This is a genomic window from Serratia sp. K1WW1, from assembly GCF_055790865.1.
This window is the reverse complement of record NZ_CM147697.1, coordinates 2829571-2855366: the sequence shown is the minus strand read 5'-3', so window position 1 is coordinate 2855366 and position 25796 is coordinate 2829571. Positions and strand designations below refer to the sequence as shown.

General features: G+C 55.8%; 24 protein-coding genes. 12 read left to right on the top strand and 12 right to left on the bottom strand.

Annotation, left to right across the window (positions count from 1 at the left end; translation table 11 throughout):
* The first annotated feature begins 85 nt into the window (after positions 1 to 85).
* Positions 86 to 589: a thiol peroxidase gene (gene tpx / locus ACX9GU_RS13035; RefSeq protein ID WP_021182242.1), complete on the top strand. Its 504-nt coding sequence runs from the start codon at positions 86 to 88 to the stop codon at positions 587 to 589.
* A gap of 64 nt (positions 590 to 653) precedes the next feature.
* On the opposite strand, the gene tyrR is transcribed toward tpx, so the two are convergent.
* A complete protein-coding gene (tyrR, locus tag ACX9GU_RS13030; protein WP_024486019.1) occupies positions 654 to 2225 on the bottom strand; it encodes a transcriptional regulator TyrR in 1572 nt (523 codons plus the stop codon).
* 354 nt (positions 2226 to 2579) lie between these two features.
* Between tyrR and ACX9GU_RS13025 the strand changes: the two genes are divergently transcribed.
* Positions 2580 to 2945 carry a hypothetical protein gene (locus ACX9GU_RS13025; protein WP_473195021.1) on the top strand — a complete coding sequence of 122 codons (366 nt, stop codon included), beginning with the start codon at positions 2580 to 2582 and terminating at the stop codon, positions 2943 to 2945.
* A gap of 122 nt (positions 2946 to 3067) precedes the next feature.
* On the opposite strand, the gene ACX9GU_RS13020 is transcribed toward ACX9GU_RS13025, so the two are convergent.
* The 8 genes from ACX9GU_RS13020 to pspA form a co-directional block, all read right to left on the bottom strand.
* Complete coding sequence (locus tag ACX9GU_RS13020) at positions 3068 to 4342, bottom strand: MFS transporter (RefSeq protein WP_473195020.1); 1275 nt, start codon at positions 4340 to 4342, stop codon at positions 3068 to 3070.
* A 124-nt stretch (positions 4343 to 4466) separates the two neighbouring features.
* Positions 4467 to 5660: a M20 aminoacylase family protein gene (locus tag ACX9GU_RS13015; protein ID WP_473195019.1), complete on the bottom strand. Its 1194-nt coding sequence runs from the start codon at positions 5658 to 5660 to the stop codon at positions 4467 to 4469.
* Positions 5661 to 5937: 277 nt separating this feature from the next.
* The gene (locus ACX9GU_RS13010) at positions 5938 to 6996 is read right to left on the bottom strand and encodes a TIGR01620 family protein (RefSeq protein WP_473195018.1); all 1059 of its coding nucleotides are present in this window, start codon (positions 6994 to 6996) and stop codon (positions 5938 to 5940) included.
* Positions 6993 to 8390 carry a YcjX family GTP-binding protein gene (locus ACX9GU_RS13005; RefSeq protein ID WP_473195017.1) on the bottom strand — a complete coding sequence of 466 codons (1398 nt, stop codon included), beginning with the start codon at positions 8388 to 8390 and terminating at the stop codon, positions 6993 to 6995. The genes ACX9GU_RS13010 and ACX9GU_RS13005 overlap by 4 nt, the downstream gene beginning before the upstream one ends.
* Positions 8371 to 8637: a phage shock protein PspD gene (pspD, locus tag ACX9GU_RS13000; RefSeq protein WP_021182062.1), complete on the bottom strand. Its 267-nt coding sequence runs from the start codon at positions 8635 to 8637 to the stop codon at positions 8371 to 8373. The genes ACX9GU_RS13005 and pspD overlap by 20 nt, the downstream gene beginning before the upstream one ends.
* 88 nt (positions 8638 to 8725) lie before the next feature.
* A complete protein-coding gene (pspC, locus tag ACX9GU_RS12995; RefSeq protein ID WP_473195175.1) occupies positions 8726 to 9034 on the bottom strand; it encodes an envelope stress response membrane protein PspC in 309 nt (102 codons plus the stop codon).
* Positions 9035 to 9162: 128 nt separating this feature from the next.
* Positions 9163 to 9390 carry an envelope stress response membrane protein PspB gene (gene pspB, locus ACX9GU_RS12990; RefSeq protein WP_021182064.1) on the bottom strand — a complete coding sequence of 76 codons (228 nt, stop codon included), beginning with the start codon at positions 9388 to 9390 and terminating at the stop codon, positions 9163 to 9165.
* A 57-nt stretch (positions 9391 to 9447) separates the two neighbouring features.
* Positions 9448 to 10113 carry a phage shock protein PspA gene (pspA, locus tag ACX9GU_RS12985; protein WP_021182065.1) on the bottom strand — a complete coding sequence of 222 codons (666 nt, stop codon included), beginning with the start codon at positions 10111 to 10113 and terminating at the stop codon, positions 9448 to 9450.
* A gap of 184 nt (positions 10114 to 10297) precedes the next feature.
* On the opposite strand from pspA, the gene pspF reads away from it, so the two are divergent.
* A complete protein-coding gene (gene pspF, locus ACX9GU_RS12980) occupies positions 10298 to 11305 on the top strand; it encodes a phage shock protein operon transcriptional activator (protein ID WP_473195016.1) in 1008 nt (335 codons plus the stop codon).
* On the opposite strand, the gene ACX9GU_RS12975 is transcribed toward pspF, so the two are convergent.
* Positions 11302 to 12195: a LysR family transcriptional regulator gene (locus ACX9GU_RS12975; RefSeq protein ID WP_473195015.1), complete on the bottom strand. Its 894-nt coding sequence runs from the start codon at positions 12193 to 12195 to the stop codon at positions 11302 to 11304. The genes pspF and ACX9GU_RS12975 overlap by 4 nt on opposite strands.
* Before the next feature lie 88 nt (positions 12196 to 12283).
* Between ACX9GU_RS12975 and ACX9GU_RS12970 the strand changes: the two genes are divergently transcribed.
* The 6 genes from ACX9GU_RS12970 to sapF all read left to right on the top strand — a co-directional run bounded on the left by ACX9GU_RS12970 (position 12284) and on the right by sapF (position 18708).
* A complete protein-coding gene (locus tag ACX9GU_RS12970) occupies positions 12284 to 13060 on the top strand; it encodes an NAD(P)H-dependent oxidoreductase (RefSeq protein ID WP_473195174.1) in 777 nt (258 codons plus the stop codon).
* Between the two features lie 350 nt (positions 13061 to 13410).
* The gene (gene sapA / locus ACX9GU_RS12965; RefSeq protein ID WP_473195014.1) at positions 13411 to 15063 is read left to right on the top strand and encodes an ABC transporter substrate-binding protein SapA; all 1653 of its coding nucleotides are present in this window, start codon (positions 13411 to 13413) and stop codon (positions 15061 to 15063) included.
* Positions 15060 to 16025, top strand: a complete 966-nt coding sequence (sapB, locus tag ACX9GU_RS12960; RefSeq protein WP_473195013.1) for a putrescine export ABC transporter permease SapB — start codon at positions 15060 to 15062, stop codon at positions 16023 to 16025. The genes sapA and sapB overlap by 4 nt, the downstream gene beginning before the upstream one ends.
* Entirely contained in the window at positions 16012 to 16902 is an 891-nt protein-coding gene (gene sapC / locus ACX9GU_RS12955; RefSeq protein WP_473195012.1) for a putrescine export ABC transporter permease SapC, read from the top strand. Before sapB ends, sapC begins: the two co-directional genes overlap by 14 nt.
* A complete protein-coding gene (gene sapD, locus ACX9GU_RS12950; RefSeq protein ID WP_021806551.1) occupies positions 16902 to 17894 on the top strand; it encodes a putrescine export ABC transporter ATP-binding protein SapD in 993 nt (330 codons plus the stop codon). Before sapC ends, sapD begins: the two co-directional genes overlap by 1 nt.
* A gap of 1 nt (position 17895) precedes the next feature.
* Positions 17896 to 18708, top strand: coding sequence for a putrescine export ABC transporter ATP-binding protein SapF (gene sapF, locus ACX9GU_RS12945; protein WP_021182072.1), 813 nt, complete (start codon positions 17896 to 17898; stop codon positions 18706 to 18708).
* 147 nt (positions 18709 to 18855) lie between these two features.
* Here the strand turns inward: sapF and ACX9GU_RS12940 are convergent, their stop codons facing one another.
* On the bottom strand, positions 18856 to 19005 hold the full coding sequence (locus tag ACX9GU_RS12940; RefSeq protein ID WP_473195011.1) for a hypothetical protein: 150 nt from the start codon (positions 19003 to 19005) through the stop codon (positions 18856 to 18858).
* 101 nt (positions 19006 to 19106) lie between these two features.
* Between ACX9GU_RS12940 and ACX9GU_RS12935 the strand changes: the two genes are divergently transcribed.
* Positions 19107 to 20285, top strand: a complete 1179-nt coding sequence (locus tag ACX9GU_RS12935; protein ID WP_473195010.1) for a CMD domain-containing protein — start codon at positions 19107 to 19109, stop codon at positions 20283 to 20285.
* Here ACX9GU_RS12935 and ACX9GU_RS12930 read toward each other — a convergent pair.
* Positions 20274 to 21170: a LysR family transcriptional regulator gene (locus ACX9GU_RS12930; protein WP_473195009.1), complete on the bottom strand. Its 897-nt coding sequence runs from the start codon at positions 21168 to 21170 to the stop codon at positions 20274 to 20276. The genes ACX9GU_RS12935 and ACX9GU_RS12930 overlap by 12 nt on opposite strands.
* Positions 21171 to 21374: 204 nt before the next feature.
* Here ACX9GU_RS12930 and ACX9GU_RS12925 point away from each other — a divergent pair, with 204 nt between their 5' ends.
* The gene (locus tag ACX9GU_RS12925; RefSeq protein WP_473195008.1) at positions 21375 to 23681 is read left to right on the top strand and encodes an FdhF/YdeP family oxidoreductase; all 2307 of its coding nucleotides are present in this window, start codon (positions 21375 to 21377) and stop codon (positions 23679 to 23681) included.
* Positions 23682 to 23852: 171 nt separating this feature from the next.
* On the top strand, positions 23853 to 25787 hold the full coding sequence (locus tag ACX9GU_RS12920) for an exoribonuclease II (protein WP_473195007.1): 1935 nt from the start codon (positions 23853 to 23855) through the stop codon (positions 25785 to 25787).
* Positions 25788 to 25796: the final 9 nt, after the last annotated feature.

Sequence of the window (25796 nt, the reverse complement as noted above, 5' to 3'; positions counted from 1 at the left end):
GTTGCCTTAAACTGCTTCGAGATTGTGAACCCGTTGTTAATCGGCTTCACATCTTTGTATAAACATCGTTGAAAGGAACCGAGCAATGACTCAGACCGTACATTTTCAAGGCAACCCTGTCACTGTAGCAGGCAAACTGCCACAGCAGGGCGAGCAGGCAAAAAGCTTTACCCTGGTTGCCAAAGACCTGTCAGACGTTGCCCTGAGCAGCTTCGTGGGTAAACGCAAAGTCCTGAACATCTTCCCAAGCATTGATACCGGCGTCTGTGCCGCATCGGTGCGTAAATTCAACCAGTTGGCGAGTGGCCTGGATAACACCGTGGTCCTGTGTATCTCTTCCGACCTGCCGTTCGCCCAGTCACGCTTCTGTGGTGCTGAAGGCCTGAACAACGTGGTAACCCTGTCTACCCTGCGCGGCGGTGATTTCAAGCAGGCGTATGGTGTAGAGATTGCCGAAGGCCCGTTGGCCGGTCTGACCGCACGCGCCGTGGTGGTGCTGGATGGCCAGGACAACGTGCTGTATAGCGAGCTGGTAAACGAAATTACCACCGAGCCAGACTATGATGCCGCGCTTGCCGCGCTGAAATAAGCCTGTAAATACCAAAAAGCCCGGTTTTTAAGCCGGGCTTTTTTATACCTGAAATAAAGTAGCGCTATTCTTCGCTGTCGTCGGTCAGCTTGCGATTGCTCAGCCCGTACTCCCGCAGCTTATTGGCAATTGCCGTATGCGAGACGCCCAAGCGCTTGGCCAGTTTGCGGGTGCTGGGATAAGTGCGATACAGACGAGTCAGCACCGAGCGTTCAAAACGCTTGCTGATATCATCCAGCGAGCCTTCCATCACTTCATCCCCTAGTGCTATCTCCACCTCAAAATCCGGCAGAATGATGTCTTGCGGGCGGAGTTCGTAGCCGTCCGTTTGGGTCAAGGCACGATAGATAGCGTTCTTCAGCTGTCGCACGTTGCCCGGCCAGCCGTACTTGCAAAGGAAGCTACTGAGATCGTTGGCCAGTTTCGGCCTGGCGACCCCTTGTTCATCAGCAAAGCGCGCCACAAACAGCTCGGTGAGCGGCATGATATCCTGCGGGCGTTCGCGCAGCGGCGGGATGGTGATGGTCAGCACGTTCAAGCGGTAATAGAGATCTTCACGGAATTCACCGCGCTGCACGAGTTCGGTGAGATTTTTCTGCGTGGCGCAGATCACCCGGACATCCACATGCACCTCATGCTCTTCCCCTACTCGTCGGAAAGTACCGTCGTTGAGGAAACGCAGCAGTTTGGTTTGCATGCGTGGCGACATTTCGCCAATCTCATCGAGCAGCACCGAACCACCGTTGGCCTGCTCAAAGAAGCCCTTCTTGCCTTCCAACGCATTCGGATAAGCGCCCGGCGCATGGCCAAACAGTTCGCTCTCCACCACATCGTCCGGCAAGGCGGCACAGTTCAGCGCCAGGAACGGTTGTTTTCCACGTGGGCTACGCAGGTGGCAGGCCCGTGCCAGAATATCTTTCCCCGTACCGGTATCGCCCACAATCAGCAATGGGGCATCCAGCATGGCCAGTTTGCGCGCCTGCTCCAGCACGTGGCGCATCTTCGGGCTGACGGCGACAATATGGTCAAACTCGGTATCGTCATTCACCGACAGGTTCTGCAGCTGGCGGCCCATGCGGGCGGTGGATTTGAGCATGACCACGGCGCCCACGGGAGCATTCTGCTGTTGCTCATCTTCCAGATAGATCGGGGTGATATCCATCAGGAAATCCTGGCTGCGGATCACCACCCGCTCGGAATGTGGCTTCGTATCTTCACTCTCCAGCCAGCGGCTGAAGTTATAGCCGCCAATCAGCTGGCTCGCCGTTTGATTGCGGATCTTGTCTTCGCTGAAGTTGAACAGCGTCTGAGCCGCCGGGTTAGTCAGCTCTACCTTGCCTTTCATATCGATGGAAAACACCGGTTCCGGCATTGACTCCAGCAACGCACGTAACGCACGGTGTTCACGTTCAGAAGGCATAAAGTTAACGGTGCGCACATCGGTCACACCGCTGATGCGCCGGATCTCCGCCATCAGTGCGCGGAAGGTATCAAAATCCAGTTGGGAAAAATTGAGGTAAATACGGCCGATAGGATCTATTTCGATGCCGCGCAGGTCGATACCGCGCGATACCAAAAGATCGAGTAATTCTCGAGTGAGACCGAGACGGTCTTCGCAAAATACTTCCAAACGCATCAGTATTGGCCTTATCTCTGCAGGTGCGGGGATGTCTGGTGATGATGATAACCTCTCCCCCCGGAAGGAAGAAGCGATCTGTCAGCAAAAGTTGACAGAGCTCCAGTTTATCACTGCTATTAGCGGTTTTAAACGCCACCCAATAACACCATCGGCGTAATTTTAGCTTATTTCTAGAGAGTTATCACAATCAGCATTATTTTGGCAGCGGATTATCATGCGGTAACAGGGGGATGTTCTTTCGTCAATCTGTGGTTACAAACTGGTGAAATGGCCCTCGTTGGTTACAAATGATAGTAATTCTCGTCTGAGTATTTTATAGTTGCGCTGCGTAACTATAAAGAGAGATTAACCATGCTTAGAAAGCATACACTGGCGGCATTCTGCTGCACCACGCTGTTGTTGAGCGCCCCAACCCTGGCGCTGGACCTATCCTACAAGGCGCCGGAGCCCAGCATTAAAGCCGCCCCCGCCCCCAAGGCGACACCTGGGCCCGCGGCAAAAACCGCCAAGGCACCAATGGTTTGGTCAGAATCAAAAGATGAAACCGGCTTCAGTGCCAATCTTGAATGCGACCATCCCAGCTGCAGCCGCCCACGCGACAAATCGTATTCGAGGCTTCATGGCCCGGTGAAAAAAACCGATCGCCTTCGCCAGTCCGATCCCTACTCCACCAATCAGGATCCTGACTACAGCGTGAACATGGGCTACAAATGGTAATGACGCTTTAAGCGTTTCTGCTAGAAGACCTGTTCAGCCGCAAGATCGTGGGTGACGAAGTGACCTGGCTTACCCAAAAGAGCAACCCCTCTCACTAACTGAGAGGGTTGCATGGGAAGTAATTAATTGAGCGGTGCCTGGCTGGTTTCCTTGATGTACAGGAAGGCAAACAGCGATAAAACACAACCGGCAATCACGTAAAACGCCGGGGCCGTAGTATTACCGGTTAGCTTGATCAGATAGGAAGCCACCGATAATGAGAAACCGCCAAAGATCCCCACGGCAACGCTATAAACCAGCGATAACCCGGTGGTTCTTACCCGCCTTGGGAATATTTCCGGCAAAATGGTGATGGAAGGCGAAGCACCGATAATATTGATAATGCTCAGCACAATCATCACCGCAAACAGCATTTCAACACTGGGGTGACTGCTGAGTAAATAAAAGGCAGGATAAATCAGCACCGTAATCGCTATTCTCGCCCAGGCAATCAACCGGACTCTGCCGACCTTATCTGACCACATCCCGGCCAGCGGCCCACCAATCAACGTAATCAAACCGGCGATGGCACCAATTAACATGCTATAGCTGGTATCCAACTTTAAGATGCTGATGGCGTAGTTGGGAATATAAAACATGATGATCATATGCGGGATGGTTCCCCCCATCGTCAGCAAAATGCCCGCCAAGGTTTCTTTATAGTAGGTAGTTATTACTTCCAAAAGGGGTATTTTGCTGACGCTTTCGCTGGCCGTTGGTAAAGTGTGAGTGGCGGTTTCTTCCAGCTTAAAGCGAATATACAGCCCCACCGGAACAATCACGATGCCAAACAGAAACGGAATACGCCAACCCCAGGCTTCCACACTCGCCTCTGGCATGCAATTGACCAGGATCACCAACGTCATGGCGGCAAATACGTTGCCCGCACCTTGGCTCGCGACCTGCCATCCCCCGTAAAACCCGCGATTATGGGGTTTAGCATACTCCACCAGCAGGGTGGTTGATGCGCCTAACTCACCGCCTGCGGAGAAGCCTTGCATCAGCCTGGCCAGGGTAATAATGATCGGGGCCGCAGTCCCGATGCTTTCATATGACGGGGTGATACCAATTGTCAGGGTACTGAGCCCCATCAGCAGGAACGTCAGCGTCATGGCGGGCTTGCGCCCTTTTTTATCGGCATAATGGCCGATGACCAGCGCCCCCAGCGGCCTGGCAAGATAACCCATCCCAAAGGTCATCGTCATGCTCACCAAAGGGTCCGTCGCGGGGAAATAAGCTTTTGCAATGTAGGTCGCAAAAAATGCGTAAAGCACCAAATCAAAAAACTCTAAGCCATTGCCTAACGTGGTAGCCACAATGGCCCTAGCCGGGGACTTTCTTTCCTTGACGCTATCCATGGCCTGTCCTTTTATGTAGGAACGCCACATGCGGCGTCCGTCCAGATAATCGATGTTATGCCAGGATCGAACATGTTCGACCCCGACAAATTAGCAGCATCAGCAATTTATTAAAGGCCGAGGTTTATTCCTTCAGGAATTCCTGCGTCAACTCGGACCAATAGGCGATCCCTCTGAGTATAATTGCATCATTAAAATCATAGCCGGGGTTATGTACCATGCAGCTGTTTTCACCCTGGCCGTTACCTAATAGTAAATAACTGCCTGGGCACTGGTTCAGCATAAAGGCAAAGTCTTCGCTGCCCATCAACGGTTCCGGAATATCAATTACCTGCTGCGGATGGCTTTCACCCATTAAATTTTGCGCCACCTTCTTGGCAAAGCGGGTCATCTCCGGCTGGTTAACCAACACGGGATAGGTGTGATCATAGTCAATATCGATCCTGGCACCATATGAGGCCGCCTGGGCCGCCACTAACGTCTTGATGCGCTCTTCCAACAGCTCCCTGACTTGCGGATCCAACGCGCGCACGCTTAGTTTTAATACCGCAGAGTCGGCGATGACATTACTGGCCATGCCTGACTGGAATGAACCTACGGTGATCACACCCGGCTCTTGCGCCCCCAGATTACGCGCGACGATCGTCTGCAATGCCATCACAATACTGGCCCCGACGACCACGGCATCAACGGTGCCCTTCGGCATCGCGCCATGGCCCCCTTTGCCATGAATGGTGAGGGTGACCGTATCACTGGAAGCCATAAACGCCCCCTCACCAAAGACAAACTGCCCCTGCGGGAAGCCCGGCATGTTGTGCATGGCAAAAATGGCGTCACAGGGGAAGCGTTTAAACAGGCCATCGTCGATCATCTTCTGGGCACCGGCCAACCCCTCTTCTGCGGGTTGAAAAATGAGATGCAAGGTGCCATCGAAACCGGCGTGATCGGCCAGATAATGTGCCGCGCCAAGCAGCATCGCGGTGTGGCCGTCATGCCCACAGGCATGCATGATGCCTTCGTGCTGGCTGCTGTAAGGGAGTTGCGTATTTTCCAGGATCGGCAAGGCATCCATATCTGCCCGAATACCTAACGTGCGGGGGCTGGTGCCTCTTTTCAACGTCCCAACCAGGCCGGTGATACCGAGCCCACGTGTCACCTGATACCCCCACTCCTCAAGCTTTCCCGCCACCAGATCGGCGGTTTGTCGTTCCTCGAATCCCAGTTCAGGGTACTGATGAATATGTCGACGGAGGGTTTGGCTTTCATCGGCATAGGGTTGGAAAGTCTCTAAGTTCGGCTCACGGTGCGGCATGTTCATTACCTCCTGTCCTTGGGATTGATGTCTTGGTGCTGAAGCAGCAAGTGAATACGGCGGGATTCACCCGCTGGCGCAGTCAGATATTCAGATTAATAGTTAGTCAAATATACCGTCTTCTTTGCCGCTGTCCGTGGTATTTTTCGTGACCAAGACCGCAAAACAAACACTTTATTAACTTATTATTAACAATTAATGGGTATTGCAGAGGTGTACAAAAAGAAGGGTTTTTTGGCGGTTCAGCTATAAGGCTGCGTCTGATTGACGCAGCCTGGTGGAGTCAGACTTTGCTTTGACCTTTTTTCATGGTGTCTTTCAACTGGTTAATCAATTGACCACGGAAATCACCCAGTTTTGGCTTATCGCCTTCTAACCAAGGTAACGGGCGGCACAGTTCCATGGCCTTGATGCCCAACCGCGCCGTCAACAAACCTGCCCCAATACCCTGCGCAGCCCGCCCAGACAACCGCGCCGCAATATCCTGCGACATCCAATCCATGCCCACTTCCCGCACCAGTTCAGAAGCACCAGCGAAGGCGATATTCAGCAACACCAGACGGAACAGACGGATACGGCTGAAATAGCCCAGTTCAATGCCATACAGGGCCGCAATGCGGTTAATCAGGCGGATATTGCGCCAGGCGATAAAGGCCATGTCCACCAAGGCCAAAGGGCTGACGGCGATCATCAGCGTCGACTCTGCCGCCGAACGGCTGATTTCGCGCCTCGCCTGATTATCCAACACCGGCTGCACCAGCTTGGCATACAGCGCAACCACTTCGCGGTCGTTCTGGGTTTCATGTAATGAAGCCTGCCAGCGTTGCAAAGCGGGGTGCCCTTGATCCAACCCGGCCTGACGCGCCAGCTTTTCACAAAACTCGCGCCCTCTCCCCAGGCCGTGGCTATGCAGCAATTCCCGAGCTTCGTCACGCTCTTCTGCCCGTTGGCGTAGGCGGTATAGCCTGCGCCATTCCCCAACCACCGAACCGATACCGGCGAAGACGATCAACCCACCGGCGATCCCGCCTCCCAGCGCGATCCAATCCTGCTGCACCCAGGAGGTATGCACCCACTGGACACCTTGAGCCACCACGCTGACGCCAAACAGCATCAACCCGGCGTTAACCATCTTGCGCCACAGGCTGCGCTTGGGTTTCAACGCGGCGTTAACAATACCTTCCGCGCGCCCTTCCTCCTCTTCCTGCTCCATCTCTGGCGCTGCCGGATAGAATTTCTCGGCCTGCTGTTCGTCAAACTCCAAGCCTGCACGCAATATCGGTTCCTGTGGTGGCTGCAACGGCTCGGCAAAATCGATACGCGGTTTTAACGGCTCGCTCATCGTAATTTATCTCCCAATAAAAACTCCATCACCGCATCCAGACGGATATGCGGCAGCGGACTATCAACGCTCATCATGCGCGGGCGGAACTGGTCAAAATGGAACCCTTGTTGCTGCCAGAACGCCGGGCCAGGCAGGCGCGCAGGCACTTCGCCGGGGAAGACCGTCAGCGGTGCGCCATCGTCCAGACGGTGGCCTTTCAATGCCGGGATCGGCTGCCCATGATGATCGACAATGCCGCTTTCGGTCGCCTGTACCGAAGCCAGGCCGACGCAGTCCATACTGATGCCTTCAAACGCGGCGTTCTGCCAGGCCTCCTGCACCAGTTGCTGTAACAGCGAAACCAGATTGGCGTGCTGATCGGCGGTGATATGATCCGCCTTGGTCGCCGCGAACATCAGTTTGTCGATGGTCGGCGAAAACAGGCGGCGGAACAGCGTACGCTTGCCGTAGTGGAAGCTTTGCATCAGTTGGGTCAGCGCCAGACGCATATCATTAAACGCCTGCGGCCCGCTGTTGAGCGGTTGCAGGCAATCCACCAGCACGATCTGGCGGTCGAAACGCACAAAGTGCTCCTTATAAAACGCCTTGACGATCGACTGACAGTAATAGTTAAAGCGGGCGCGCAGCATACCCGCATTAGTATGTTTGTCTGCCTGCGCCAGGCGCGATTCCCCTGCCGCATCGACGTTCGGCCACGGGAAGAACTGCAACGCAGGCGCACCGGCCATATCGCCAGGCAGCACAAAGCGCCCAGGCTGAATAAAGTGCAATCCTTCGGCCTTACAGCGCAGCAGGTAGTCGGTATAAGCCTGGGCGATCGCCGCCAGCTTGTTTTCATCCGCCGGGGCCAACGGATCGAGATCTTTGCACAATGCCAGCCAAGGCTCGGCCCAGCGCGCGCGGTCGCCCTGCAACAACCCAGCCATTTGACGTGACCACGCCAGGTAGTCCTGTTCCAGCATCGGCAAATCCAGCAGCCATTCGCCCGGATAGTCGACGATCTCCAGATACAGCGTGGAGGTTTCTTTAAAATGGCGCAGCAGTGAATCATTGGAACGGTAGCGCAGTGCCAGGCGGATTTCGCTGACGCCACGGGTTGGCGTTGGCCAACTTGGCGGATTGCCATACAGCTGCGCCAGGCCTTCGTCGTAGGTGAAACGTTGGATACCGAGGTCGCGTTGAGGAATGCGTTTCACCCCCAACAGCCTTTCTTCCCGCACAGGGGAAAACAGCGGCATACGCGCGCCGCTGTGAACATGGAGTAACTGATTGACCAATCCGGTGATAAACGCCGTCTTACCGCTGCGGCTCAAGCCGGTGACTGCCAACCGCAGATGACGATCCATCCCTCGATTGACCAGCGAAGATAATTCATTTTGCAGTCGTTTCATTGTTCTCCTTGGCATAGCGCCCGAACGCCTTGTTCAGCCCTTTGCGAACCAGCGGTTCCAGCAACAGGGCCAACACGTAACGCAGCGGTTTGCGGCTGACGGTTTTCAGCAACCACGCGGTTGCCCCCGCCGGGCCATAACTCATTAGCGCTATGATGATGACTTTCGACAAGGTCTTCAACAATGCACCTACTCCCCATTTTGGTGAAGCGGTTTTTGGGGCATTAATCGCATAGGTTTTGCTCATGGTTGCTGCCCTCTGGCAAATGTTGGGGAAAAAGTCGGTGCAATGCCTGACCTGCGGCGTACGCAGGCCCGTGCATCGCTAAGAGTGGTTACAGTTGGCGAAAGCGGCTCTGCACGCCAAAGGTGTCAGACGTGACGTAGCGCTCGACCTTGCGCAACTGCTGCTCCCCGCTGCTCAATTCATATTGCAGCTTATCGAGCAACTGGCGAGGTGTGGCCTGATGCTCATCCTGATAACGGCTGGCTGGAGCCTCCTCAAGCACGAAGACCAAGGCGATATAGGCGACCACCGTAATGAAAAACAGCCCGAAGAACAGCGACAGCACGGCAATCACCCGGATCAAACGCACGGGCACGTCAAAATAGTGAGCAAGGCCAGCGCAAACGCCCTTCAGCATGCCTTCTTCAGGCACACGGTACAGTTTTTTACTGCCTAACGTGTTGCCCTTGTATGAACCGCTGTTGTCGTTGTAGTAAGAACGATCGTGACGATCGCCATACTTTCCTCTGTCCTGGTCTCTACGCATTACGACTGCCTCCAATTCGGGTGTTCCGCATCAAGAATATCTTCCAACGCCTGAATGCGATCGCGCATGCGTGAGGCCTGCTCCGCCAGCTGCGTCAGACGTTGCATCTCCTGATGACTCAGTTGAACGCCGCTCTGTTGCCGGTTGCTGTAATGCAACCAAAGCCAAATCGGTGCGACAAACAACACAAAGATTGTCAACGGGATGGCAAGTAATAGAGCACTCATCTCAATTCCTTCTTATTGGCCGTAGTGTGGCGGCCACGCTGGGTGGCCGCTTAAGCATTATTCCGGGCGGTTCATCTTGGCTTTCATTGCCGCCAGTTGCTCACTGATGGCATCGTCCGCCTGCAGTTCGGCAAACTCCTGATGCAGGCTTTTCTTTTTGCCAATGCTGACGCTTTCCGCTTCGGCTTCCATATGGTCGATACGGCGCTCAAACTGTTCAAAACGCGCCATCGCCTCATCCAGTTTACCGCTGTCCAGTTGGCGACGCACATCCCGTGAAGAAGAAGCCGCCTGATGGCGCAGCGTTAATGCCTGCTGGCGCGCGCGAGTTTCGGTCAGCTTGTTTTCCAGCTCGCCAATTTCACTCTTCATGCGGGCCAGCGTCTCTTCTACGGTAGCCACTTCCTGGCTCAGTGTAGCAAGCAGATCGGCCACTTTCTGTTTTTCGATCAGCGCCGCACGGGCCAGATCTTCTTTATCTTTACGCAGCGCCAGTTCGGCTTTGTCCTGCCAGTCATTGATTTGGTTTTCACCCTGCTCAATGCGGCGCAGCAGCTGTTTTTTCTCCGCCAGGGCACGCGCTGAGGTGGAGCGCACTTCAACCAGCGTGTCTTCCATTTCCTGGATCATCAAACGCACCAGCTTTTGCGGGTCTTCTGCTTTATCGAGCAGAGTATTGATGTTGGCGTTCACGATGTCGGCAAAACGAGAAAAGATACCCATAATTTACTTCCTCTTGGTTCTGAAGGCGTCTGAAGCGCCGAGTTAAGTTATACAACTTGCCCAAAGAGTTAATCAAGAAGCGTGCCAACTTTTATTTAATTGAAATACATAGATTATTTGTTTTTGACTCTCGCCACGCTTGCTGTAGAGTGAGTGTTTTCACCAAACATTGGCGAATTTCATCATGAGCGAACCGTTAGAAAATCTGTTGGGCGAGGCCAACGCCTTTGTGGAGGTGCTGGAGCAAGTTTCACAGTTGGCCAAGCTCAACAAACCGGTGCTGGTGATCGGTGAGCGCGGCACAGGTAAAGAGCTGATTGCCCACCGGTTACACTATCTTTCCAACCGTTGGCAAGGGCCGTTTATCTCCCTCAACTGTGCGGCACTGAATGAAAACCTGCTGGATTCGGAGCTGTTTGGCCATGAGGCTGGCGCGTTTACCGGCGCACAAAAACGCCATCTTGGCCGCTTTGAACGTGCCGATGGCGGCACCCTGTTTCTGGATGAATTGGCAACCGCGCCAATGCTGGTGCAAGAAAAGCTGCTGCGGGTGATTGAATATGGCCATCTGGAGCGCGTGGGTGGCAGCCAACCGCTGCGGGTGGATGTCCGACTAGTGTGCGCCACCAATGACGATTTGCCCGCGCTGGCCACCGCCGGAAAATTCCGTGCCGATCTGCTGGACCGCCTGGCGTTCGACGTGGTGCAACTGCCGCCGCTGCGCCAACGCCAGCAAGACATCATGCTGTTGGCCGAGCATTTCGCCATTCAGATGTGCCGCGAGCTGTCACTGCCGTTGTTCCCCGGCTTCAGTGAACATGCCCGGGCAACGCTGCTCGGCTACTCCTGGCCGGGTAACGTCCGTGAGCTGAAAAACGTGGTTGAGCGCTCCGTTTACCGCCATGGTTCAGACCAGGATGAACTGGATGAGATCATCATTAACCCCTTTGCCAAGCGTTCAGCGCCGCTTGATGATGAGGCAACCGCGCGGACCAGTGATTTACCTGCATTGCCGCTGGATTTTAAAAGCTGGCAACATCAGCAGGAGAAAACCCTGCTGGAAATGGCATTGAAACAGGGCCGTTTCAATCAGCGCAAAGCCGCCGATTTGCTGGGGCTGACCTATCATCAGCTACGCGGCATGTTGAAAAAACATGCGCTGCTGCAAGGCAGCGACCCTGAGGGAAGTTAAACCGACTGGGCAATCAATTCGCGTAACCATTGATGGGCGGGATCGCGATGCGAACGCTCATCCCACAGCATTGCCAGCTCATAGCCTGGGATCTCCACTGGTGGCTCGGCAATCTGTACTCCGGGGCTGTCGCGTACCAGGCGTTCGGGCAACATCGCCACCAGATCCGTCTTGGCGATCACCGATTTCACAAACAGAAAATGCGGGACGGAAAGGACCACCCGGCGCGAAAGCCCAACCTGCTCCAGCGTGTGATCGGTGATGCCGCTAAATCCCCCGCCGTTTGGCGAAACCACTACGTGCTCCAGTTGGCTAAATTGCGCCAGCGTGGGGCGAGCCATCAACGCAGGATGACCGATGCGGCCCACCAACACATACTTCTCCTTGAATAACACGCGTTGACGCATCCCCACCGGTGCACTGTCCGGAGTGTGAAAGGCCAGATCGATCTCCCCCAACTCCGCCTGCCGGGCAATCCTGGTCGGTGCCAGTTCCAACACCGCCAATCGGCTGTTGGGGGCAGCTTGACGAAGCCGTGCCAAGGCGGGTAACAGCACCGTGGATTCGCCATAATCGGATGCGGCAACGCGCCAGGTGATATTTGCGCTGGCCGCCTCAAAAGGGCTGATGGGTGAAACGGTGTGTTCAAGCACTTCCAACGCCTGCCGCAAAGGTTCACGTAAAGCCTCCGCTCTGGCCGTTGGCCGCATTCCTCTTGGGCCAGGCAGCAGCAGCGGATCGTCGAAAAACGCTCTCAGCTTGGCCAGATGAGCGCTTACCGAAGGTTGCGATAGCGACAACCGCTCCGCCGCGCGCGTAACATTCAATTCCATCAGCAACACATCCAACGTCACCAATAGATTGAGATCCAGCCTGCCGAAATTACTCATACAAATACCTGTAATCATCTAAATCAATTTTAACTATACCTGGCGCTAACCTACTCTGTTGCTCTCTTTACAGCAATGGTACTTAATGATGAATATTCTGCTGGTCTACGCTCACCCGGAAGCCCAATCGCTTAATGGCTCACTAAAAAACTTTGCGGTCAAACATCTGCAGGACGCTGGGCATCAGGTACAGGTTTCCGATCTGTACGCCATGAAATGGAAAGCCTCTTTGGATGGCGAAGACCGTACGGATCGGGATAGCGCTGCCCGGTTTAATCCGGCGATGGATTCCCGGATCGCTCTGGAACAAGGAACGCAAAGCGCAGATATTGCGCTGGAGCAGGAGAAGTTACTCTGGGCGGATACCGTGATCCTGCAGTTTCCACTGTGGTGGTTCTCCATGCCTGCCATCCTCAAGGGGTGGGTAGAGCGCGTGTATGCCTATGGCTTCGCATACGGCGTTGGCGAGCATTCCGATACGCATTGGGGGGATCGTTATGGCGAAGGTACGCTGGCAGGGAAACGGGCTATGCTGCTGGTCACTACGGGCGGTTGGGAGTCTCATTACAGCCAGCGCGGTATCAACGGCCCGATAGAGGATATTCTCTTCCCTATCCACCATGGCATTCTGTATTACCCCGGCTTTGACGTGCTGCCACCGTTTGTGGCGTACCGCACCGATCGCTTCGACGAAGCGAAATTTCCAGAGCTTTGTGCGGCGCTGGGGGAACGACTGGACACGCTGGCAAGCACCGAGCCTTTGCCATTCCGTAAGCAAAACTTTGGCGATTATGCGATCCCACAGTTAACGCTGCGAGAAGACATTGCCCCTGGCCGCTCCGGTTTTGCCGTTCACCTGAAATAAAGGCAAAAAAAAAGCCAGCACCCGAGCTGGCTAAGTAAACACTGGAAGCAATGTGAGCAATGTCGTGCCTTCCACAAAGGGCCACAAGGTGTGGCCTTCCGTGAACTGCCAAATGATGATAATGGTTCTCAGTATCATCTGTAAAGCACTTTGTTGAGAATTTTTCTCATTACCACACTAAGCTTGGGTAATTATCCACCAGCACGGATTTCGGGCGGAGGCCGACACGCCAGAAAACAGCGGCAAGCTTAACCAAACCGCCGAAATTTCAGCCATTTTGCTCAAGGAATTGGGCTGTTGGTCAGAGTGCGATACACTAACGTTATTGCTTAATAACCCATGAAGCGTCTATGCGTGGTTTACCTCTTTGGATAATGTCGCTCGGCTGCCTGGCAACGTCTGCCCTGGCCGCGACACCGGCTGTGCCCAGCGCAGCACCACCGCCAGCAGACATCCGCCAGAGCGGTTTTGTCTATTGCGTCAGCGGCATTCTGAACACCTTCAATCCGCAGATGGCTAGCAGCGGTCTGACGGTCGATACCCTGGCCGCCCAGCTTTACGATCGGCTGCTGGACGTCGACCCTTACACTTACCGTCTGATCCCGGAATTGGCGGAAAGCTGGGAAGTGCTGGACAACGGCGCCACCTACCGCTTCCACCTGCGCCGGGATGTGCCTTTCCAGACCACCGCCTGGTTCCAGCCCACCCGCAAAATGAACGCCGACGATGTGGTGTTCAGCTTTCAGCGAGTGTTTGACCAGAAGCATCCGTTCCACAACGTCAACGGCGGTGAATACCCGTATTTCGACAGTTTGCAGTTTGCCGACTCCGTGCAAAGCGTGAAAAAGCTGGACCAATACACCGTCGAGTTCCGCTTGCAGGCGCCGGATGCATCCTTCCTGTGGCATCTGGCGACCCATTATGCACCGGTGCTATCGGCAGAATATGCCGACAACCTGACGCTGGATGGCACCCAGGAAATGATCGATCGTGAACCGGTCGGCACCGGTCCATTCTTGTTGAACGAATACCGTTCCGGGCAATATATCCGTCTGGCACGCAATGACGTTTACTGGAAAGGGAAACCGCGCATGCCGCAGGTGGTGATCGATATGGGCGCCGGAGGTACGGGCCGCCTGTCCAAATTGCTGACCGGCGAGTGCGATGTGTTGGCCTACCCCGCCGCCAGCCAGCTTTCGATCCTCCGCGACGATCCGCGTTTACGCTTGACGCTGCGCCCTGGGATGAATATCGCCTATCTGGCCTTCAACACCCGCAAGCCACCGCTGGATAACCTGAAGGTGCGCCAGGCCATTGCGTTAGCCATTAACAATCAGCGCCTGATGCAATCGATCTATTACGGCACGGCAGAGACCGCCGCCTCGATCCTGCCACGCGCTTCCTGGGCCTATGATAATGATGCCCACGTCACCGAATACGATCCGGCCAAGGCACGAGAAATGCTGCGTGAAGCCGGTGTGGGGCCACTGGATCTGAAGCTCTGGGTGCCTACAGCATCGCAATCCTATAACCCCAGCCCGTTGAAAACGGCGGAACTGCTACAGGCGGATTTGGCTCAGGTCGGCATTAATGTCACCATCGTGCCGGTAGAAGGCCGCTTCCAGGAAGCCCGGCTGATGGAAATGAACCACGATCTGACGCTCACCGGTTGGTCAACCGACAGTAACGATCCGGACAGCTTCTTCCGCCCGCTGCTGAGCTGTGCGGCAATCCGTTCGCAAACCAACTATGCTCACTGGTGTGATCCCGCTTTTGATGAACAGTTGCAGGACGCCCTGTTGTCACAGCAGTTATCACAGCGTATCGAGCATTATCAGCAGGCACAGAAGATCCTCGAACAGCAGTTGCCGGTATTGCCGCTGGCCTCCTCTTTGCGTTTGCAGGCCTACCGTTATGATATTAAAGGACTGGTGTTGAGCCCGTTCGGCAACTCATCATTTGCCGGGGTATACCGTGAACCGACGGAGGCCGCGAAAAAGTGATTATCTTTACCTTACGCCGCATGCTGTTGCTGCTGATCACGCTGTTCTTCCTGACGCTGGTCAGCTTCAGCCTGAGCTACTTTACCCCGCGCGCGCCGTTAAACGGTGCTGCCCTGCTGGATGCCTACCAGTTCTATTTCGTCAGCCTGTTGCACTGGGACTTTGGCGTTTCCAGCATCAATGGCCAGGCGATCAGCGAACAGCTGCGCGAAGTGTTCCCGGCCACCATGGAACTGTGCATTTTAGCCTTTACGCTGGCCCTGTTTATCGGCATTCCGCTGGGCATTATTGCCGGTGTGATGCGCGGCAAATGGCAGGATACCGCCATCAGTACCTTTGCCCTGCTGGGCTTTTCCATTCCGGTGTTCTGGCTGGCACTGCTGCTGATGCTCTATTTTTCACTGCATCTTGGCTGGCTGCCGGTGTCGGGCCGTTTCGATCTGCTGTATCAGGTCAAGCAGGTCACCGGTCTGGCGCTGGTTGACGCCTGGCTATCTGACTCGCCTTATCGCAATGAGATGATTGCCAGTGCACTGCGCCATATGGTGCTGCCGATTGCCGCTCTGGCGGTGGCCCCAATCACTGAGGTGATCCGCTTGATGCGCATCAGCACCGACGATGTCCTCAGCCAGAACTACATCAAGGCTGCCGCAACCCGTGGCCTGTCGCGCTTTACCATTATCCGCCGTCACGTGTTGCACAACGCGTTACCGCCGATCATCCCAAAACTCGGTCTGCAATTTTCTACCATGCTCACGCTGGCCATGATCACCGAGGTGGTATTCAGTTGGCCAGGGCTGGGGCGCTGGCTGATTAACGCCATCCGCCAACAGGACTACGCGGCCATCTCCGCAGGCGTGATGGTGATCGGCACGCTGGTGATCACCATTAACGTGCTGGCCGACATTCTGGGCGCGGCAACCAACCCGCTGAAACATAAGGAATGGTATGCCCTTCGATAACGTATACCGCGAAAAGAAAATGCCTAGCCCGCTGCTGTATACCTGGCGGATTTTCTACGGCGATACTTTGGCGATGATTGGTTTTTATGGGGTACTCGGCCTGCTGTTTCTTTCCCTGTTCGGCAGCTTGCTGGCACCTTATGCCCTCGATCAGCAGTTCCTGGGATATCAGTTGCTCCCGCCGTCCTGGTCACGGTACGGTAATGTGTCGTTCTTCCTGGGCACCGACGATCTGGGCCGCGATATCCTCAGCCGCTTGCTGACCGGCGCCGCAGCCACCTATGGATCGGCACTGATTGTTACCCTTGCCGCCGCCGTCTGTGGCGTGATCCTGGGCGTGTTTGCGGGGGTCACCCATGGCCTGCTGTCTGCGATGCTCAACCATATTCTTGATACCCTGCTCTCGATACCTTCACTGCTGCTGGCGATTATCGTGGTGGCCTTCCTCGGGCCGAAGCTGGAGCACGCCATGCTTGCCGTTTGGCTGGCACTGTTGCCACGGATGGTGCGTACCATCTACAGCGCAGTGCACGATGAGCTGGAAAAAGAGTACGTGGTCGCAGCCCGTCTGGATGGGGCTTCGACGATGCAGATCCTGTGGTACGCCGTGGTGCCGAACATTGCCGCCGTACTGATCACCGAATTCACCCGTGCGTTGTCGATGGCCATTCTCGACATCGCGGCGTTGGGTTTCCTCGATCTGGGGGCGCAGTTGCCTTCCCCGGAATGGGGAGCCATGTTAGGCGACTCGTTGGAGTTGGTCTATGTGGCACCTTGGACCGTGATGCTGCCCGGTGCCGCTATTCTGATCAGCGTATTGCTGGTTAACCTGTTGGGCGACGGAATACGCCGCGCGATCAATGCGGGAGTGGAATAATGCCGTTACTCGATATCCGCAATCTGACGATTGAATTTATGACCGCCGAAGGGCCGGTGAAAGCCGTCGATCGCGTCAGCATGACGCTGACCGAAGGTGAAGTGCGCGGCCTGGTAGGCGAATCCGGCTCAGGAAAAAGCCTGATCGCCAAAGCCATATGCGGCGTGACCAAAGATAACTGGCGCGTCACCGCCGACCGTTTCCGCTTTGACGATATCGACCTGTTACAGCTCAGCCCGCGTGAACGGCGCAAACTGGTGGGCCACAACGTTTCGATGATCTTCCAGGAGCCGCAATCCTGTCTTGATCCTTCCGAAAGTATTGGCCGCCAGTTGGCCCAGGCCATTCCCGGCTGGACTTACAAGGGCCGCTGGTGGCAGCGCTTTAACTGGCGCAAACGGCGGGCGATTGAGCTGTTGCACCGCGTCGGTATCAAGGATCACCTCGATATCATGGGCAGCTTCCCTTACGAGCTCACCGAAGGGGAATGTCAGAAAGTGATGATCGCCATTGCGTTGGCCAATCAGCCAAGATTGCTGATTGCCGATGAGCCAACCAACGCCATGGAACCCACCACGCAGGCGCAGATCTTCCGCCTGCTGGCGCGCCTGAACCAAAACAATAACACCACCATCCTGCTGATCAGCCACGATTTGCAGATGATGAGCAAATGGGCTGACAGGGTTAACGTGCTGTACTGTGGCCAGACGGTGGAGAGTGCGCAATGTGAAGATCTGCTTGCCGCCCCTCATCATCCTTATACCCAGGCGCTGATCCGCGCCATGCCGGACTTTGGCCGTTCACTGCCGCATAAGAGCCGCCTGAATACGCTGCCGGGAGCGATCCCCTCATTGGAGCATCTGCCGATCGGCTGCCGCCTGGGGCCACGCTGCCCGTATGCGCAAAAGCAATGTATTGAAACCCCACGCCTGCGCCCGGTGAAGAATCACCTGTTCGCCTGCCACTTCCCGCTGAACATGGAGGAGCAATAACATGGAAACGCTATTGGAAGTGCGCAACCTGACCAAAACCTACCGCTATCGCACCGGGCTGTTCCGCCGCCAGCATGTGGAGGCGGTCAAGTCAGTCAGCTTTACCCTGCGTGAGGGTCAGACACTGGCAATCATCGGTGAGAACGGCTCGGGTAAATCGACCTTGGCGAAGATGCTTTCCGGTATGGTGGAACCCTCATCAGGTGAAGTGCTGATCGACGACCATGCGTTGGCCTATGGCGATTACCGCTACCGCAGCCAGCGCATTCGTATGATTTTCCAGGATCCGAGCACCTCGCTCAACCCACGCCAGCGCATCGGTCAGTTGCTGGATGCACCGCTACGTTTGAACACCGATCTGGAAGCCGCAGAACGCGAGGTGCGGATCAACCAGACCCTGCGTCAGGTGGGAATGCTGCCGGACCACGCTTATTATTATCCGCATATGCTCGCCTCTGGGCAGAAACAGCGCGTGGCGCTGGCGCGAGCGTTGATCCTGCAACCCAAGGTGATTGTTGCCGACGAGGCGCTGGCTTCGCTGGATATGTCGATGCGTTCGCAGATCATCAACCTGATGCTGGAGCTCCAGGAAAAGCACGGTATCGCCTATATTTATGTGACGCAGCATCTGGGGATGATGAAGCATATCAGCGACCAGGTGATGGTGATGCATGAAGGGGAAATTGTGGAGCGTGGCAGCACCGCCGAAGTGCTGGCCGCACCGCTGCACGATCTCACCAAGCGGCTGATTGCCAGCCACTTTGGCGAAGCCCTTACTGCCGATGCCTGGCGACGTGACGGCGGCAGGTTTTAGATCTAGCCCTCTCTCTTTTTGGGATGAGGACTGTTGGGAGGAGAAGTCGCAAATGGCTTCCTTTCCCCGCTAAACGCAAATGCATATCACATTCTTGCAATATGAAAGCATATTTTATTCCATCCAGTTATTAATTAGCACTTAACATTATTTTATCTCGCCAATCGAATCGGTGAGGATATCCGCTACGTTGAGCCATGCAAACAACAGGATATCGCGCTGATGAACAACGCCCACCACCAACGTTTCTCGCAACTGATGCTGATCCTTGCCGCCGGCTTCGCTATTTATGGTCATGGTCTATGCAGCCATGACTGACGCCTGCTCCGTGGTTTTTTACCCTGCCGCCGTTGACAACTGCAACGGTGGCTTGTTGTATTGATGAAGGATTTTATCCGATGGAACATCGCCTAACCCCTTTCCAGTGGTACCACGAAACCCAGCGTAGCTCAGGCGACAGTTCGCCACTCGAGCCTGCCGCTGCAAGCTTGCGGGAGCGTTTTTTGTTAGGCCTGGGTACGTTTACCGACGAGGGATTGAATGCCGCCCTCAGCCATCGCATTGACGTTTTTACTGCGTCCTCGGCCTGTTATTCAGTGCTGTTCCCCGATCGGGTCGGCATTTCGCGAGAGGTGACGTTGTCACCTTACGATCGTCTGTCGACGGCCCTGACGGTGGCGCAGGTCACCGGCGTGCAATCGCTTTGTAGCCATTACGCCGCTCGCCTCGCCCCTCTGGACAGCCCGGATGCTACGCGGCAAAGCAATGTCCGCCTGGCACAAATTACCCAATATGCCCGCCAACTCGCCAGCCAACCGACCCTGATTTGCTCCAAGGCGTTACAACAGCTCGGCGAAGTTGGCCTGAGCTCGCAAGATATTGTGACCTTTTCACAAATCATCGGTTTCGTTAGCTATCAGGCACGGGTGGTCGCCGGTATTGCCGCGCTGGCAGGCAGACCTGCCGTGGTGTTACCCGGTTTTCCCCAAATCGAAGATGCCACTCCGGCAGGATTTTCCTGTACGGAACGGTCATGGCAAGCTCGCCTGCCGGAGATCGTTGTCGAGCTGGCCCAGGCTCGTCAGCTCGACATTCTCGACCAAAGCCACCCGGACGCCCGCAGCGAGTCTTATTACCTGCTGTTGGCCCACGACGCGCCTGCCCTGCATGAGCGCAATGCGGTATTTAACAGCATTACTCGCCACGCTGACGGGCTATCTACAGGCCTGAAGGCTTTGGTTGCGCTGGTAACGTCACGCATCAATGGCAGCCATTACTGCGTCGCTACGCTAGCCAATAACTTTGCCAATCGGGAGTTGGCACTGGCATTAGTGGCTGGGATTGATAACGCGCTTGAGGTGGCCGACGATCCGGTGACCGCTGCCGTGATAGGCGTAACGGCCGAACTGGCGCGAACACCTGAGAAATTCACGTCACAAAGCGTGCAGCCGCTGTTAAACAGCGGGCTGGATCGGTCGCAGGCATTGGACGTAATTTTAACCGGCGCGCTGTACGCCTGGGAAAACCGGATGCGTTACAGTCTTGGCGATGCAGTAGAAGTCGAGCTAGCGCAATAACCACGCCTGAGCCGCATCAAAAAAGTGCTGTGCCAGCGGCGTGGCCCTTGCTGGCTCGGCGATCACCAAGGCGGCATGACGTGACATCGGCGCAATGGCAACGCTGCGCCGTTGCAGTTGCGGCATCATTTCCATCTGCAAATTACCTCCGGGGAACAACCCGCATCCCAAGCCAACAAAAATCCCCTGTAGCAGTTGGAAGATCGAGGTGGTTTCCATTCGGGTATGCAACGTTAAGCCCTCATCACGAAACTGCTGATCCAGGTAACGACGGAAGTAACGCGTCGGCTCAGCAAGGCATAATGGCAGCTCGGCCACGGTTGCCAGCGTGAGTGGGCTTTCCCCCACCAGCTCGGGAAAATGCTGAGGATGAAACACCAGGTCAATGCCGCTGTCGGCCAAAGACTGGGACTGGAAATGCAGCTCCTTGAGCGTTGGTAGCTCAAAGAAACCGATGCCGATATCCACCGTGTGCGCGGTCAGCGCTTCCAGCAACTGATCGGCGCTCAATACCGCTACGCGATAGTCCAACTGCGGGTAACGCTCGCTGACCGCCTTCAACATCTGCGCTAACGAAATGCTGCACTGCGGCACGGTGCCGATGCGCAACGTGCCGTTCAGCCCGTGTTTCAGTGACTCCACTTCCAGCTTCAGCCCCTGGTAAACGGAAACAATTTCCCGCGCCCAAGCCAAGACCCTCTCGCCTTCGGCAGTGAAGCCTTCAAAGTTGTTACCACGGTTGATCAACGAGACACCGAGCTCTTTTTCCAGATTTTTCAGCCGCATGGATAAGGTCGGCTGGCTGACAAAGCTGGCCTCTGCGGCCCGGCCGAAGTGGCGTTCCCGCTCAAGATTACACAGGTAGATCAGTTGCTTAATATCCATGTATTGGCCCGGAAAATGGTTTCTGCATGAAGTATATCATTTGCTACTGCCTTGCTGGCAGCGGCGATAAGTGTCGTCTATCCCATCATTGCTCTATTCGATTAGACGCCAAGGCCTCACGCCCCTAGACTTGCCACATAAATACTCAAAATGCTTAAAAAGGCATTTACCTTTTAGCTACATTAATCACCTGCGAAGAAAATCATGAAATTTAAACCGTCAATCAAGCCTTATCGCGGCGCGGCGGGCGGCTGGGGCTCATTGGAAGCCACCACCCGCTATGTGTTCGACAGCAAACAGGCGCTGAAAAATCTGCGCAACCTGATGCGCGTTAACAAAGCGCGCGGTTTCGATTGCCCCGGCTGTGCCTGGGGTGATGACAACCACAGCACCTTCAGCTTCTGCGAGAATGGGGCCAAGGCGGTCAGTTGGGAAGCGACACGTAATGCGGTTGAACCAGCATTCTTTGCGGCCCACAGCGTCAGCACCCTACGCGAGCAGAGCGACTACTTCCTGGAGTATCAAGGCCGGTTGACGCACCCAATGCGCTACGACGCCAAGACCGATCGCTATCAGCCCATCACCTGGCCGGATGCCTTCAAACTTATCGCCAGCCATATCCAGGCAATGGATAATCCCAACCAGATTGAGCTGTACACCTCAGGCCGTGCCAGCAATGAAGCCTCCTACCTTTATCAGCTGTTTGGCCGGATGCTGGGCACCAGCAACTTCCCGGACTGTTCCAATATGTGCCACGAAGCCAGCGGTGTCGGCCTCAAGCAGAGCATCGGCGTCGGCAAAGGCACCATCCGTATGGATGACTTCGAGCAGGCCGACGCGATTTTTGTGTTTGGCCAGAACCCCGGCACCAACCATCCACGCATGCTGCACAGCCTGAAACACGCGGCCAGTCGCGGCGCGCGCATCGTCAGTTTCAATACCCTGCGCGAACGCGGGCTGGAAAGGTTTGCCGATCCGCAAAACCCGATCCAGATGCTGACGCCCAAATCCTCCCCCATCAGTTCGGCCTACTTCCAGCCCAACCTGGGTGGCGATATGGCGGCGGTGCGCGGCATGGTGAAGGCGCTGCTGGAAACCCACCGCCAGCGGATAGCCGCCAACAAACCAGGGCTGTTCGACCAACCGTTTATCGATCGGCATTGTGTCGGCATCGAAGATTATCTGGCTCAGGTGGATGCCACCTCATGGCAACAGATCACCACGCAATCCGGGTTGAGCGAAACCCAACTGCGCCATGCGGCTGCGATTTACCAAGGCGCAGAGCGTGTTATCTGCACCTGGGCGATGGGCGTCACGCAGCATAAGCACTCAGTACCGACGGTGCGCGAGATCACCAACCTGCAATTGCTGTGCGGCCAGTTGGGCAAGCCAGGCGCGGGCCTATGCCCAGTACGCGGCCACAGCAACGTGCAAGGCAACCGCACCATGGGCATCGATGAGAAAGCGCCCAAGGCGCTGCTGGATAGCCTGGAGCAGCACTTTGGCTTTAGCCCCCGCCGCGAGATCGGCCACAATACGGTCGAAGCCATTGAAGCGATGCTGCGTGGTGAGGTCAAGGTGCTGATTGCGCTCGGGGGCAACCTGGCAGCAGCAGCACCGGATACCGAGCGTACCGCCCAGGCTCTGCGCCGTTGTGATTTGACGGTGCATATCAGCACCAAGCTGAACCGCAGCCATCTGATCACCGGTAAAGAAGCGTTGATCCTGCCAACGCTGGGGCGTACCGAGTTGGATATGCAGGCCAGCGGCCCGCAATACATCACGGTGGAAGATTCCTTCAGCATGGTGCACGCCTCCGAAGGCATCGGCAAACCGCTGGCAGACACCCAGCGTTCTGAAACCGCGATTGTCTGCGGTATTGCCGACGCAGTGCTGGGCAACCAAAAGCTGGACTGGCTGGAGCTGGCCGACGATTATTCACTGATCCGCCAGCATATCCAGGCCACCATTCCCGGCTTTGACGATTTTAACCAGCGCTGTGAGCAACCAGGAGGGTTCTATCTGGGCAACGCCGCTGCCGAATTGCGCTTTGCAACTCAGAGCGGTAAAGCTGAGTTCAGTGCCGCTCCACTACCCGAGACGCTGTTCCCGCAAATCGGGGCAGAAAAAGCGCCGTTCGTGTTGCAAACCCTGCGTTCACACGATCAGTACAACACCACCATCTATGGACTGGACGATCGCTATCGCGGTGTTTACGGCCAGCGCGAGGTGCTGTTTATTCATCCTGAAGATTTGGCCGATCTTGGTCTGCAGGATGGGGAATTGGTGGAAATCGAAACCTTATGGAACGATGGCGTAACCAGAAAGGTCAGCGGCTTCAAGCTGGTCAGCTACGATATCCCACGCGGTAATCTGGCAGCCTACTATCCCGAAACCAACCCGCTGGTGCCGCTGGCCAGTTTTGGTGATGGCACCGGCACGCCGACCTCCAAATCGGTTCCCGTCGCCATCCGCCGCTGCGCTCAAGCCCCTACGTTGCGTATTGTTTAGTTTGAACGGGCGTGGCATGCAGCTAAGCAGGCGGCGCCCCTAGAGCAGTATTGCCTCAATTATCGCGAGCCATCGTCGGAAAAGCGTGACGTTTGGCTTGCCCGCAAGGAGTGATTCGCGTAAAACTGTCAGCCGCAAATCTTGCCACTCACAACCCATTCACTGGACGATATGTTTCAAGATAACCCGCTGCTGGCGCAGCTTAAACAGCAACTTCACTCTCAAACCCCGCGTGTTGAAGGCGTAGTAAAAGGGACTGAGAAAGGTTTTGGCTTTTTAGAAGTCGACGGGCAGAAAAGTTACTTTATTCCGCCGCCGTACATGAAAAAAGTCATGCATGGGGATCGTATCGTCGCCACCCTGCATACCGAAAAAGAGCGCGAAATCGCTGAACCGGAAACCCTGGTTGAGCCTTTCCTGTCGCGCTTTGTTGGCCGGGTGCAGAAAAAAGACGATCGCCTGTCGATTATCCCCGATCATCCGTTGCTGAAAGACGCGATCCCATGCCGTCCGGCGCGTGAAGTCACCCATAACTTCCAGGCCGGTGATTGGGCCGTTGCCGAAATGCGCCGTCATCCGCTGAAAGGCGATCGCACTTTCAATGCCGATCTGACTCAGTTCATCACCGACGGTGAAGATCACTTCGCGCCGTGGTGGGTCACGCTGGCTCGTCATAATCTTGAAAAAGAAGCACCAGACATGGTCGAGATCTCCGAACAAGAGACCGCTCTGGTCCGTGAGGACCTGACCGCGCTGGACTTCGTCACCATCGATAGCGCCAGCACCGAAGATATGGACGATGCGCTGCACGTGCAAGACAACGGTGACGGCTCGCTGCTGTTGACCATCGCCATTGCCGATCCTACCGCCTATGTCGAGCAAGGCAGCAATCTGGATGATATCGCCCGCAAGCGCGCGTTCACCAACTACCTGCCGGGCTTCAATATTCCGATGTTGCCGCGCGATCTGTCCGACAACCTGTGCTCGCTGCGCCCGAATGAGCAACGCTCGGTGCTGGCTTGCCGCGTGACTATCGCCGCAGACGGTGCGCTGGGTAACGATATCCATTTCTTCGCCGCCGAAATCGAGTCCAAAGCCAAACTGGTTTATGACGAGGTTTCTGACTGGCTGGACGGCGTCGCAGGCTGGCAGCCACCGAGCGAGAGCATCGCACAGCAGATCACTTTACTTAAACAGGTTTGCGATGCACGCAGCGCCTGGCGCCATCAGCATGCGCTGGTATTCAAGGATCGCCCTGACTACCGCTTTGTCCTCGGCGAGAAAGGCGAAGTGCTGGACATCGTTACCGAACAGCGCCGCACCGCCAACCGAATCGTTGAAGAGTGCATGATCGCCGCCAACGTCTGTGCCGCCCTGGTGCTGCGCGATCGTCTGGGCTTTGGCATCTATAACGTGCATAACGGCTTTGATCCGGCCCTGGTTGAACAAGCGGTCGCCGTATTGCAGGCCAACGGCGTTGAAGCCGATGCCGAGAAGCTGCTGACCCTGGAAGGATTCTGCGAACTGCGCCGTCACCTCGACTCGCAGCCAACCCAGTTCCTGGACAGCCGCATCCGCCGCTTCCAGACCTTTGCCGAGATCAGCACCACGCCTGGCCCGCACTTTGGTCTGGGGTTGGAGGCGTACGCCACCTGGACCTCTCCGATCCGTAAGTATGGCGATATGGTCAACCATCGTCTGCTGAAAGCCATTATCAGCGAGCAGGCGGCGGAAAAACCGCAGGACGACGTCACCGTGCAACTGGCCGAGCGTCGCCGTTTGAACCGCATGGCAGAGCGTGACGTTGGTGACTGGTTGTATGCCCGTTTCCTCAAGGATAAGGCCGGCACCGATGAGCGTTTCAATGCCGAGATCATCGACGTAACCCGTGGTGGCCTGCGCGTACGCCTGCTGGACAACGGCGCGGTGGCCTTTATCCCTGCCCCGTTCATCCACGCGGTTCGCGACGAGATGGTATGTAGCCAGGAGACCGGCACAGTACAGGTGAAGGGCGAAGTCATCTATCGCCAAAGCGATAGTCTGCAGGTGAACATTGCCGAAGTACGTATGGAAACCCGCAGCGTTATCGCCAGACCGGTGGCCTAACGTTATCCG